This is a genomic window from Saccharicrinis aurantiacus (assembly GCF_947489045.1).
GTDB classification, from domain to species: Bacteria; Bacteroidota; Bacteroidia; order Bacteroidales; family Marinilabiliaceae; genus Saccharicrinis; species Saccharicrinis aurantiacus.
On sequence record NZ_CANLCN010000036.1, the window covers coordinates 1 to 12,887 of the forward strand.

A 12,887-nucleotide genomic window follows, 5' to 3' on the forward strand; every position below is an offset into this window, starting at 1 on the left:
AAAGGCTTGATTGTACATGCCTTTGGTAAATTGTCTGCCGCATTTATAAATTATGCTTTTTAACCCTTGATTCGAATTAGTAGTTATTGATTATAAATATGGCTGGCCAAATGGAACAGGAGGTGGTTTTCATCGACCATACCTGATTAAAATAGAAAACGGCAAGTGGAAAGTAATAGATGAAAAAAAAATTGGCTATAGTCGAGCAGAGCGCTGCTAGGCATTTAGCCTAGCGGAGACCCTCTCACAACACCTTACTTACGGGTAGCTTCGCTTGTACTTTTCGGATAAAGCTCTTCCATCGCTTTCTTTTCAAGTATATACGGTGTTTCTTTAAATTATAGGGAATAAAGTATTTGTTTTAGCTGAACATAGCAGAAGTTCTGCTGTTATCATACCCGAGTTAGATATCCTCACTGATGTGTAAATAGCCATTAAAATTCAGTATACGGAACATAGAGTAGTTTTTGTATGCAAAGTTGTGCTGCTTATACAAAACAGAGTGATGTGATAACTCATAAAGGAATCTAATTTTATGATAATGTTTGCAAAACAAATACAAGAAAACATGAACGGTATGAAAAAATATGTCTTTTTAATCTCTTTGCTTCTGTGCAAAATTGGTACAGCACAAGTTTCAGATAACTTAAGCCTTTATAGAACAGATTTTAAAGACGTTTCGGGTGAAAATACCGTTTCAGTAACCAGTTATGAAAAAAATGGCAAGCATTATATATATGCCGGAGGCTTTGGAGATATTGATGTTTTTAGTTTGAACGCCCAAGGAAAATTAAGTCATGTTGAAAGTCAGGAGCAATACAAAAAGAAAGGGCCGGCAAGGGGCATGGTGGCTGACAACATCAATGGGAACGACTTTTTATTTGTGGCTAATAAACACGGCGATGCCATAGAAGTATACAAAATATTAGAAGATGGAGCCTTGGAACAGGTATTTATGATACACGATACCGAGGAAATCCATATTGGAATTGGAATTACATTGCAGGTGGTGCACATGAAAAATGCTTCTTATCTTTTTGCAGGAGGTTTAGAAAAAACACCGGGTCTCAGTTGTTTTAAAATTCATGAGGATGGTAAGCTTTCTCATGTGCAATCCATGAAGGATGATGACAAGATACATACGGATGGCATCATTGGTATGTTTGTTCATAAAATAGGAGGAAAGACCTTTTTATATACCGGAGGATTTCAAGATAATGGCATTAGTAGCTTTAGAGTGTATGAAAGTGGTAAGTTCAAGAATATTAATAATATAAGCGATAATACAAGCGACAGGTATTTAACCGGAACATATCCGGTTACGGGAGCACAGATAGGTAGCAACTACTATGTTATTGTAGGGCATAGGCATCATAAATACTATAAACGAAGTGGTTTTATTAAAAATACGGATTTTGTATATCATGGCGATGCGGTTTCTGTATTTAAAGTGAATAAGAAAGGCGAACTTGTTCCACACTCCGTGTTGATTGATGATGAAAACACAAAACTACAAGGCCAAACAAGAATTGAAGTTATTTCGGTAAACAATAAAGAGGCTATAATTGCTGTTGGTACCAGAGATGATGCCAGTATTCAGTTGTGTAAGTTAAATGAGCAAGGCATACTTAGTCCCATTAATTATTTAGAAGCAGGTTTTCCTATTTATTATGGTTTGCGCTCGCTAAAAATTGACGATGCGTACTTTCTCATAGCAGGTTCTTTCGAATTCGGAGTAAGAAAAATAGCGGCTTACAAAGTTGGTATAGAAGATCCAAGTAATTCAAGTAAAGTATTAAAGCATGTAGTTGGATTCAAATTCAAGGCGGATGCCAATCAGGAAGAGATTGATGAAGCACTGGAAAGTTTTGTAAACCTTAAAAATAAAATCCCTGAAATCAGTAAACTAGAGTGGGGTATAAATAATAGTACCGAAGGGCTTAGCAAAGGTTTTGAATATTGTTTTACAATTACTTTTAACGATGTGCATGGCAGAGAAATCTATGTGTTCCATAAAGCACATTTAGCAGTAGGTAAAAAAATAGTACCATTATTAGATGATGTTTTCGTTATGGATTATTGGACTAAGGAATAATCAGCACAACGAAACAGTACACACCGAGTTATTTGAAAAGTAGTGCGTTAAATCTCGCACTACTCTTATACGAGCCTTTAATCTTTTTGTGCTGTAGTAACAGTGGGCAAGCTTAAATTAAACTTTATAGCCAGTAAGCGAACTATAATAATAGTAGAAATTGTAATAGATTCCGTTACTATTAAATTCACATTTAATTTCGCTAATATTAGATATACTATCGATCCGGCAATACAGGCTGTTGCATAAATTTCTTTATGAAATATGATGGGTACATCGTTACAAAGTGTATCTCTAATTACCCCACCCACTACCGCAGATGAAAGTCCCATTATAATAGCAACAGGTTCCGTTAAACCAAATTCAAGTCCTTTTTCCAAGCCAATTATTGTAAAGGCTCCAATTCCTAAAGTATCAAAAAGGAAGAGAGTATTTTTTAGCTTAATAATATAGCGATGAAAAACAAAGGTAAAGAGGATGGCACTTAGTATCAAAATAAAATAAGTATTGCCCTGTATCCAAGTAACTGGCGTATTACCCAAAAGTACATCACGTGTTGTACCGCCACCTATGGCAGTTACAAATCCAATAAAAGCAGCTCCAAATAAATCCAGTCTTTTTTCCGAAGCTGATAAAGTGCCACTAATTGCAAAGGCACATGTTCCTGCGTAATCCGCCAAAGTTAAGAAATCCATTACTTCCGTTATTTGCGCGCAAAAATAGTAATTGAGATGGAAATTCAACCATTATTTTAAGAAATATGAAAATAAATAAGTAAGTGCCTAAAAAGTAATAGGATGGATTGATTTGTAGGTAAATAGAACGGAGTATTCATTGGTATGATATAATGAATCTTCTGTTTTTAGATTGTTGATAGATTTTCTTTATTCATCTGCAAAATATCATACAAAGAAAAAACAGCATAGAAAAACTTGAGAATCTAAAGTGATAATGATTTATAAAAAGGAGCACAAGATTAAAACACCTCTTCGTTATTCTTACTTTAAAAACTTATCATCTAAAAAAGATTGAAATTCGGCTTTGTATTGCTCACTTACCGGTATGTAAGTTTTGCCGAATACAATGCGCATTCGCTCTACCATATTTACTTTGTTTAGGTTTACAATAAAGGAACGATGCACACGCATAAAATCTTTAGAAGGTAAATGCTCAACCAACTTTTTTATACTCATAAGTGCCATTAGTGGCGTATCATTATCTAAAAATATACGAACATACTCGCGCATGCCTTCAATATATTTAATATCTCGATAGTTGATGCGCACCAGTTTATATTCTGATTTAATAAATAAGTATTCGTCGTTGTGCTCTATAGTTTCTTCTTGGGGTTTAAAGTACAGTTCTTGAGCCTTTGATGCAGCCTTTAAAAATTCGGAGTACGCTATGGGTTTTAATAAATAATCAACTGCATTTACCTTAAAGCCATCAAAAGCGTATTCGCTGTAGGCAGTGGTGAATATTACTTTAGGTGGATTATTTAAAGATTTTACGAATTCCATTCCATTAATATCCGGCATATTAATGTCAACAAACATTAGGTCTACCTCATTATTTTGTAAAAAAGGTAAGGCTTCTATGGCACTATCAAAATCAGCAACTAAACTAAGAAACCCAGTCTTTTTTATGTAAGCAAGCATTTGTTTAAGAGCTAATGGTTCGTCATCTATAGCAATACATTTTATCATAGGGGTAATTTTAAGTTTATGCAGTAATAACTAGGAGTGTCTTCGGTGGTTAAAGTGTATTTATTTTTATAGAGTAAATCAAGTCGTTTTCGGGAGTTCTCAACTCCAATGCCAGACTCTTCTGTTTGGCTACTTTTTTTATGGTTTGAATTCTTAATATTAAAGCAGAGTACTTTACCTTCAATTGTAATAGCAATATGAATAAAGGAAGCCTCACGGTAACTTACGCCATGCTTAAATGCATTCTCTAGATAGGATGTAAATAATAAAGGTGGAATATTAGTTTCGGGTACATCTTGTGGTAAGGACATTTTTATTTCAACCTTAGATGAATATCTAAGGCGCATTAAATCAACATAATTGGTAATAAACCCAATTTCTTTTGATAATGGAATATTATCTGCCTCAGAATCGTATAAAAGGTGTCGCATTAGGTGCGATAAGCGAATTACAGAACCTTTGGCCTCTTCGGTATCAATATCAATTAACGAATGGATATTATTAAGCATATTCATAAAGAAATGCGGACTAACTTGATTGCGTAGAAATGCTAGTTCGTTTTGCACGCTTTCTTTTTCTATTTTATCTCGCTCTTTCTCAAGTTTTATCCATCTAAAAACAGTTCGTAATCCTGTATCAAAACCTAGAATTAAGATGGCCAATAAAAATGCGTTGGTTTGCGGAGGCAAAGGACTTGGTCGTCTGTTGGGGTTTTCATTACGAGGGTGTGGTGGACGTTGCATATTATCACGCATGTGCGGTGGTACATTGTGTCGTGGCCTTGGTGCGCTAATACTTTGGGGTTCCCCTTCAGGAGGAAATTTAGCAATTTGGTTGCTTACCAAAACAAAAACTACAGAGGTTAATAGGGCTCCTATAAAGTACCACCACTTATTAGTTCTGAAAAATAAATAGGGAACAAGTATGAAATGGTTGAATAGGGTTAAAACTAAAAAAGGCAATAATTTAAGCCAACTATGCAATAAGTGATCCCAACTAATAGTTTGATCATCAGCTGTAAATATAACAGGTCCAGCGAGTATAATTAACCAAATAAAGGCTAGTACTATTAACTCAGTATATATAAGAGATGTGTTTTTTAACTTTCTCATGTTTGCAAATATAGGTTATGATTTAGAATAGTTGGTGATTTTTTAGTTTGAAGTCAGTAGAGAATATTAAATACTCTCTACTAACTACAAACGGATAAACTACATGATAACTATATGTGTGTTCTTATTGTAAATAGTTAATTACGGCATTGTTACGTTCTGTTACATGTGCTTTTAGTTCGTCTACCGCAGCATCGAAATTTGAATCAGAGCCAATATATGTATAGCCAGAGCGTTCGTTATAAGCAAATTCTTTTAGTAAGTTGTAATAACTATCGTAAATGCTACTTACCTCTGAAGGAATAAATACGGTATTTATAAACTCGTTTAAATAATTTTCATAAATAGTATTGTATTCAGATATTGCAATTAGGTACGATATTAAGGGCCAAGAACTACCAACTTCGCTCATAGAAAAACTTAGTGCACCACCATTTTTACCATATTGTAAGGCTTCATTATTGTCCCAAGGTATCCAATTTAATAGGTTTGTGTTATGATTATTGTATAGATAAAAGTTGTGAGTCATTCTGCCATAAGTATCCCAGTTTTGTATTACAGTGTTGGCAGCAAGCCACTTTAAGAAAACATCAACATCTAATACATTCTCGAGGTTTGTTTTCCAAGTTTCTGTATTTGAAGTTCTATCGCTGCTATTTATAATATCGTATAAAGCTTTTACATCTGAATAATCGTTAAGGTCTTCATTGTTCTTTTTAACCATTTCATCATCATTGTATGTGCCATTTGCAAAGCTGGCAGCAGTACCATCGGGCTTATACAAATTACCACTATCATCGCCCGTTTGTGTGGCGATTACTGTGTTGCTAACTTCTTCAATAATGGTATATAATCCGTAATATTCAGGACCCGAGCCATTATCAACATACAGTTCGCAAAAGCTTGTTTGTGCAGCTATTAATCCGAACTTACGAAATAAATCAGCAGCAACTTTATCGCGCATCAGCGAAGCATCATTATAATTGTTATTTATGTGGAGCTTTTTAAATCCATAAAAACGTTGATTCTTTATGGTTGGATAATCATCTTCAAATTCATCAAAATCAAGTTTAAACGATAATTTTCCATTGCCCGATTGGTAAGCCGATTGTAAGCTAGAGTTTCCTTTAAAGCGAACCCCTACATGGTACCATTCAGTATTGTTATATTTAAAAGAACAAGGTACCCAAACCGGATCATAATCGGATGTTGCCAAGTTGTTGCCTCCGCCACCAGGACCGCCACCACCAGGACCACTTGTGCTACCAAGGTTAGCAGCTAAGTCGCTTTGCATAGTAGACCAATTACTGCTACTAATAATTATATCTAAGCGTTTTACGGTATCTTGAGCAAAAACAATATCATAGTTTAATGCAGCACTATTACTATGTGTTTCTACTGTCCAATCGCTGTAATCAGGGTTATCAGCAGGATTAGTAACCGATTCTTCAGTGTCCTCATCATTATTTTCATTCAGCGCATCTTCGTCTCTACATCCCATCAGAATTACTCCGATTATTAGTAGTATAAAAAAGTTGTATTTAATCATATCGTTATTTTTTAGATTTTAGAATTTTAGCTTATATCCAACATACATAATATGTTTGTTCTCTAATTTCTGTTGGTAGTAATCTAGTTTATAAGCGAGGCTGATGGCATTCTTTTTATTTATTTTATATTCCGATCCTAAAGAATATCTTACCTTATAAAGATGGTTTTCGCTTATTTCATGAAATATTTCAGCTCCTGCAAACGGGGTAAATTTTGATTTTTTGATATTGTAATCTACACTAGCCTTATATCGCATAAACTCGCCTTGTGCATTATCTTCAGAATAGTTGGTATAACGTAACCTCACCTTAGGAGTCCAGCGGTTAATTTTATATTTGTATGAGGCATCAAACGCATAGCGTTGTAAATATTCTGTGTCTTTTGTAGTGCGCTGGTTAGCTATAAAACGATAACTAGCACCAAGAGATAATCTTTTAATAGGAGTATAAACTGTTTTAAGTTCAAGTATGTACTTGTCAATGGAATACGAATCGTCGAATCTTAACTCTGGAATGGCCAGAATTTTCCATTTATCAGTTAGTTTATAACTCATTTTAAATTCAGTACGGGTTTGAAAGGTGTTTTCTACCTCTTGTGCATTTGCCTGTGATAGCCCCGTGGTAATAAGAATAAAAAGCAAATAAACACGAATGATGTTTTTGTATAGATTATTGTTTCTGTGCATGTTTAAATAGATTTACTAGGTGTATTAACATTATAGTAAAGGGTTATATCTGCCACATCTCTGAGGAAATCAATTTTATTAATCTCGAAACGGGTTATTTCAATACCAGTTCTGGCTTTCATATCCTCAACTAGCTCATCGTGCTTTAAGCGATGTATCTTATCAATGTGTTCATAGATGAGTTGTACAGATGCTTCTTGTTTTATGGCTAATCTTTTTTCGAGGAACCATAAGCCATAAACAATGGCCAAGTTGGTTAATACAAGCTCAGAATAGCTTACTTTTTTATTAGATAGTGCATTAATAACCGATACACCAATTACGATAAACAGATAAGTCATTTCCTTTATGGGGATGGCGTCTGTTCTGTATCGCAGTATCCCAAAAATTGCGAATAAACCTAAGGCGAAACCAAGCTCTAACTTTACACTACTTAGTAAAAAACAGAGCAGAAATACAATTACACCTATTACAATAAAACTGAAGTAAAAATCTTTTCTTCGGCTGTTTTTGGCGTACATAAAATGTACAATAATAAAGAGTAGTGCGGTATTGATAATTAATCTGAGTAATAGCTCGGTAAAATCGCTAACATTAATAAGTTTTATACCTAATAAGCGGATGCTATCTTCCCATTCAGGTGCAGAAACCCCTGCTAATAATTGTTGTATCATGTATTTAATAAATTAGTGTGTTGTTATTGTTTAGGCTTAACTAGGCTGGTGTACACAATGTTTTGTTAACCTTTCTAATGGTGTGTTTAAACGAATTGTTTTTAATATTAGAACTACTCATTGCTCTGCCAATGCAATATTTACTAAAACCCGATTTTTTAATACCCATTTTTAGCAAATACTCTCTAAGAGGCGAAGAACTCGGTAAACCATCTGTTTTTATTTCAATAATGGCGAGCTTATCAAGTTCTAATACTTGTTTGTCTGTATAAAAATGCAAATCCATATCTATGGTACATCTTTCATCTAGGTTTTTACTTACCAAAGTGATGCGGCTGAATCTGTTTTGGATACTTGGGCTCAATTCATCGCTTGTAAATGGGCAATTTTCATCTAAAAATAGGGCCTCTTCATTTGTGAAGTTTTCCACATCTGCAGAAGACGGAATGCGACTTTTTACCGTACGTCCTTTGTTACTTTTTTTCTTAATCTCAAGAAAAGAAATGCCACTCTCCAAGTAAGTTCTGTGCCTTATTTTAAATCGATTCAACTTACCATTATGGTGCGCTATATACATGCTGTTTAAAGCAGTATCGTAATAAGTGGTAGAGTAGGAGAGTACCTTCTTCTCGTTGATTTCGAGTACATAATAGAACTCCCGTGCCCAATCCAGAATTTTAGGTAAAGCATTGGTATGAAACCAATACTTTGTATCTACTCTATTCATGAGCTTTACCTTATCAATATCTTTTAGATATATGGTGTCAATTAAATCTAGATTCATAGCTTAGGATTTAATGTTTTTATCTACGTGCTCTTTTCTTACCTTGTCTTTGTTCCTTTTGTTTTTTTAGGTAAGCGGTATATTCTTCTTTTTGAGTTTCAGTTAATAAAGCTTTTACGTCAGTTTCTAGTGAGTTTTTAAGCGCTTCCATTTCACTTCTGTCAGGTCTTCCAGCTTCCTGTTTTTCAGCCACAAGCTTGAAATGTTCATTGTAAATTTGATTAATAGCTTCATTTTGTTCTTCGTTTAAAGAAAGCTCTTTTGACATTTCATCAACCATCTTATTTACTTGTTCCTCTGTTGGAATTGGTGGTGGACCTTGTTGTTCGCGACCCTGTGGTTGTGCTGTTACTACATTCCCTATTAATAATGCAACTAATGCAATTAATACTCTCGCTTTTACATTTACCTTTTTCATACTCTTTGTTTTTTAATGCTGTTAAGAATAGCCTACAGCTCAATTGTTATTTATGAGCTGTAGGACTATTCAACCATCCTAACCCTAACTATCGTTGTTTAAGGTAAATGTATTAGAAGCGCCTGTGATTGTGAAATGTAATCTATCAACGAGCTGATTTTATCTACAAAGTATTATTATTACTCTACTATTTTTTTTGTTGGTCAGAGTGTTTTTAGAAGATTTACTACGAATTGTGTAATTCACCCCCTTCTTAATCATATTTATTTACGCCACATCTTCAGTAAATTGATCTAATATTGTTGTACTAAAATGAGTTCGATTTAAATAAGAAGCCTAGCTAATTAAAATATAATTCAATGAAGAAATTTCTTATCTCAGCATGCTGCTTTTTTGCACTTATATTAAGTGTAAATGCAAAACTTAAGGTATTGATAATTGATGGACAAAATAATCATGCTGTTTGGCCAAAATCAACTATCATGATGAAACAATATCTTGAGGAATCAGGACTATTTAAAGTTGATGTGTATCGTAGTAAATATACTTGGAAAGGCGATAGAGAAAAACAATATTTAGCTTTGGCTAAAGCCGGAGCAACAGAAAATCTGAAAGACCCTAAATCAGACCCTAATTTTATACCCAAATTTAAGAAATACGATGTAGTGGTATCTAACTTTGGTTGGAAGGCGGCTCCGTGGCCCGAAGCTACACAAAAAGCCTTGGAGGATTACTTGAGCAATGGAGGAGGATTTGTTTCAGTGCATGCTGCTGATAATAGTTTTCCTGAGTGGAAAGAATACAACCAAATGATTGGTTTAGGAGGATGGGGTGGTCGCAATGAAAAGGATGGACCTTATGTGTATTATAATAATGAGGGTGAATTAATTAGAGACACATCGCCAGGAGGTTGTGGAGCACACGGACCACAAGGTTATTTCCCGATAACTGTTCGGAATTCAAATCATCCTATTACCAAAGGAATGCCAACGGTTTGGCTCACTGCAAAAGACGAATGCTATGCTAAGTTAAGAGGGCCTGCTGAAAATATGACCATATTAGCTACAGGAAAAGATCAAAATCCGAACCCACCAACAAATAGGCACGAACCAATATTAATGGTTTTAGATTATGGAGAAGGTCGTGTATTTCATACTACGTTGGGGCACGATGATTATTCATTTGAGGGGGTTGGTTTTATTGTATCTTTTTTACGAGGTACTGAATGGGCGGCTAGCGGTAAAGTAACTCAAAGTTTACCTAATGATTTTCCAACAGCAGAGGAGTCTTCTTCCAGAAAATTTATCTTAAAGAAGTAATCCTATTATATTGATGTATTAGAAACCTTAATAAATAAAAATCTATGAAACAAAGGTCAAGTATTGTCTTTCTTGTGGCATGTGTATTAATGACTACAAGTGCGTTTGCTCAAAAGCAAATCCCAAAGAAATATCCATCTAAAAAAGTAAAATCAAAAGATTGGGAACAATTGTTAGATGAAGATTTAACTAAATGGGAAGTATGGACTGGTGTTCCAGATAATTCAGTTGCAAATATACCCGCGAGCTATAAAAAAGATGCGAATGGAGACAACAAAGCACCAATTGGTTTGGGTGATCCATTGGATATTTATACCCTAACAAAGGATGCAGATGGAGAGTATGTGTTAAATATTTCAGGATTGGTATATGCTGGCTTAACTAGTAAAAAATCGTACTCAAACTATCACTTAACTCTGTTATTTAAATGGGGCGAAAAGAAGTATGCACCACGTTTAGATAAATTACGCGATAATGGTTTGTTATACCACTGTTATGGTGATCATGGTGCCTTTTGGGATGTATGGAAATCGTGTTTAGAGTCTCAGATTCAAGAAGGTGATTTTGGCGATTTATTTACCTTGGCTGGTACTAAAGCAAAGGTGAAAACCAATAGTAATAAACGATGGGATCCTGTTAATGGTGAGGTAAGTACCGGAGGTAAAAGATCAGTTGATACAGAAAGTCCCCATGGAGAATGGACTAGAGTAGATTTATATGTTTTTGGCGATAAAGCCATACATGTAACCAACGGAAAAGTTGTTCTTGCTCTATGGGATGCCAAAGACCATAAAGGAAATAAACTTGATGCTGGACAAATACAAATTCAATCAGAAGGAGCAGAAGCTTACGTCAAGGATATTTGCATTAGACCAATCAGTAAGTTTCCAAAAAAGATACTAAAGGCATCAGGATTATAATCAGGATGTGTATATAGATAGAATGTAGCCCGTATTTATCTTTGTGATAGTACGGGCTTTTTACTACTTAAAGCTCACATCGTAATACTTAACAAGCATTTCATCAAGCTCTTCAACTTCGGCAAGTAATTTCTCTTGACTGGGAGATAAAGCAATGTTAGATTTATTTTTACGAAATAGCTTCTTTAACTCAAACATCTGAAAGTAAAAAGATTTGGAATGGAGCTTAATATCTAAGGAAGCAATATGTTCTGTTATAAGTGCCGTTTTTTGCTTCACTGCAGCAACCACATCTACGGCATCTTCAAAAGTCAATTCCTTTTTAGCCGCAGATTTTAAAAGACCGCATTCATACTTGCCACACTCTATAGGGCGTTCTGCGTATACTTTGCATCCATTACAGCTAAATTGTTTACAAGGTTGAAGAAATATGCCTTGCTGACCTTCCTCTTCCACTTCAATTATCTTTCTAACTGCAGGTATTTCTTCTGTATGAAGTTGTACAAAACCGATTAAAGTCCCATCGCAACAGATTCCACAAGACAAACATATACGCATTGATTCACTCATGATATCTGATTTTTCAAGTATAGTAATTAGCACTCTTGCTAATTATTTTGCGAAAGTAGCAAAAAGGAGTTCATTTCCACCTTTCTATGAAACTATTCTTGGTAATCTTCTTAAGTATGCGGTTTGTTACGTTTACGTTGTATTGCCTCTTTATTATGAACCAAGATAACAGAAGAGGCTTTTGATTGAACTTTACATTCAAAAGCCTCTTCTGTGAATCAAATGATTTAGAATATTAATTGAGTTGCTTATATCTAAAATTTACCTGTATTCACCCATTCTTCGCGCGGTGATATTTCCTCTATATTGTCCCAGTGTTCTACAATTTTACCGTTCTTCATTCTATAAATATCAAAAACACAATGCTCTTTTCTGTCAATTGTTACTTTTGATAAAGAAACTACATGATCGCCTTGCCCTATTACATTGAAAACAAAATTGTAGTATACTTTATGCTCAGTAATATATTCAGAAAAAGCGTCAACACCATTATCAATAAGAGGGTTGTGTTGAATGAGGCCTTCTGTTGAGATATACTTATTGAGGTAATTAAGATTTCCATTCTGAAACACATCCACAATGTAATTACGAATTAAAGCTTTGTTTTCTTCAGTTTTATCTAAGTCCTTTAGCTCAAAATTACCTAATACCATGTCGTTTCCCGAGGCGGTTTCAGATGGTGCTTTGTATGCAGCTATAGAATCCCAATGTTCAACAGTTTTGTCTTCAGAATCCATATCAAATAAATCAGTGGTAATCCATTTGGCAACTCCATTATCAATATCCTGATAAGCATGAACAAACACATAATTGTCATCTTCAATACCTCTGATGATTTGGATATCGCGAATCTTTGTCCTTTTCAAAAAGCCCATAAAAAACTCCTTAAAACCATCAGCTCCATCTCGTACACCTGTACTATGTTGTGTGTATCTATCTCCGGTGTACATGTCAACAGCTTCCAATTGCCCTTTTCGGATCACCGGCAAAAGTTGGGTCTGAAGTAAAAAGTACATAGTTTTGCAGTATGTCCGAATTAAGCACACAATTATT

Annotated in this window: 13 protein-coding genes; 3 read left to right on the forward strand and 10 right to left on the reverse strand. The window is 34.7% G+C overall.

Translation table 11 applies throughout. The features are described 5' to 3' along the window. The first annotated feature begins 541 nt into the window (after positions 1-541). The gene (locus tag QMO11_RS21445; RefSeq protein WP_282039968.1) at positions 542-2,095 is read left to right on the forward strand and encodes a Dabb family protein; all 1,554 of its coding nucleotides are present in this window, start codon (positions 542-544) and stop codon (positions 2,093-2,095) included. A gap of 77 nt (positions 2,096-2,172) precedes the next feature. On the opposite strand, the gene QMO11_RS21450 is transcribed toward QMO11_RS21445, so the two are convergent. From QMO11_RS21450 to QMO11_RS21485, 8 genes are all read right to left on the reverse strand, one after another. Continuing rightward, positions 2,173-2,790, reverse strand: coding sequence for a trimeric intracellular cation channel family protein (locus QMO11_RS21450; protein ID WP_068475319.1), 618 nt, complete (start codon positions 2,788-2,790; stop codon positions 2,173-2,175). 303 nt (positions 2,791-3,093) lie between these two features. Next, positions 3,094-3,801 carry a LytR/AlgR family response regulator transcription factor gene (locus QMO11_RS21455; protein WP_282039971.1) on the reverse strand — a complete coding sequence of 236 codons (708 nt, stop codon included), beginning with the start codon at positions 3,799-3,801 and terminating at the stop codon, positions 3,094-3,096. Beyond that, positions 3,798-4,913, reverse strand: coding sequence for a sensor histidine kinase (locus tag QMO11_RS21460; RefSeq protein WP_282039973.1), 1,116 nt, complete (start codon positions 4,911-4,913; stop codon positions 3,798-3,800). The genes QMO11_RS21455 and QMO11_RS21460 overlap by 4 nt, the downstream gene beginning before the upstream one ends. Positions 4,914-5,037: 124 nt before the next feature. Further along, positions 5,038-6,462 (reverse strand): CotH kinase family protein, encoded by a 1,425-nt coding sequence (locus QMO11_RS21465; RefSeq protein WP_282039975.1) that lies wholly within the window; start codon positions 6,460-6,462, stop codon positions 5,038-5,040. 18 nt (positions 6,463-6,480) lie between these two features. Then, positions 6,481-7,149 (reverse strand): DUF2490 domain-containing protein, encoded by a 669-nt coding sequence (locus QMO11_RS21470; RefSeq protein ID WP_282039976.1) that lies wholly within the window; start codon positions 7,147-7,149, stop codon positions 6,481-6,483. 2 nt (positions 7,150-7,151) lie between these two features. Beyond that, the gene (locus QMO11_RS21475) at positions 7,152-7,823 is read right to left on the reverse strand and encodes a DUF4956 domain-containing protein (RefSeq protein WP_068475330.1); all 672 of its coding nucleotides are present in this window, start codon (positions 7,821-7,823) and stop codon (positions 7,152-7,154) included. A gap of 40 nt (positions 7,824-7,863) precedes the next feature. After that, positions 7,864-8,607, reverse strand: coding sequence for a polyphosphate polymerase domain-containing protein (locus QMO11_RS21480; protein WP_068475331.1), 744 nt, complete (start codon positions 8,605-8,607; stop codon positions 7,864-7,866). A gap of 19 nt (positions 8,608-8,626) precedes the next feature. Beyond that, the gene (locus tag QMO11_RS21485; RefSeq protein ID WP_282039979.1) at positions 8,627-9,025 is read right to left on the reverse strand and encodes a hypothetical protein; all 399 of its coding nucleotides are present in this window, start codon (positions 9,023-9,025) and stop codon (positions 8,627-8,629) included. 359 nt (positions 9,026-9,384) lie between these two features. Between QMO11_RS21485 and QMO11_RS21490 the strand changes: the two genes are divergently transcribed. Next, complete coding sequence (locus tag QMO11_RS21490; RefSeq protein ID WP_282039981.1) at positions 9,385-10,344, forward strand: ThuA domain-containing protein; 960 nt, start codon at positions 9,385-9,387, stop codon at positions 10,342-10,344. A gap of 44 nt (positions 10,345-10,388) precedes the next feature. Then, a complete protein-coding gene (locus QMO11_RS21495) occupies positions 10,389-11,264 on the forward strand; it encodes a 3-keto-disaccharide hydrolase (RefSeq protein ID WP_282039983.1) in 876 nt (291 codons plus the stop codon). Positions 11,265-11,327: 63 nt separating this feature from the next. Here the strand turns inward: QMO11_RS21495 and QMO11_RS21500 are convergent, their stop codons facing one another. Both QMO11_RS21500 and QMO11_RS21505 read right to left on the reverse strand, forming a co-directional pair. Beyond that, on the reverse strand, positions 11,328-11,834 hold the full coding sequence (locus tag QMO11_RS21500) for a YkgJ family cysteine cluster protein (RefSeq protein WP_282039985.1): 507 nt from the start codon (positions 11,832-11,834) through the stop codon (positions 11,328-11,330). 254 nt (positions 11,835-12,088) lie between these two features. Further along, positions 12,089-12,887, reverse strand: a 799-nt coding sequence (locus QMO11_RS21505; RefSeq protein WP_282039987.1) for a nuclear transport factor 2 family protein, incomplete at its 5' end; no start/stop codon positions are given.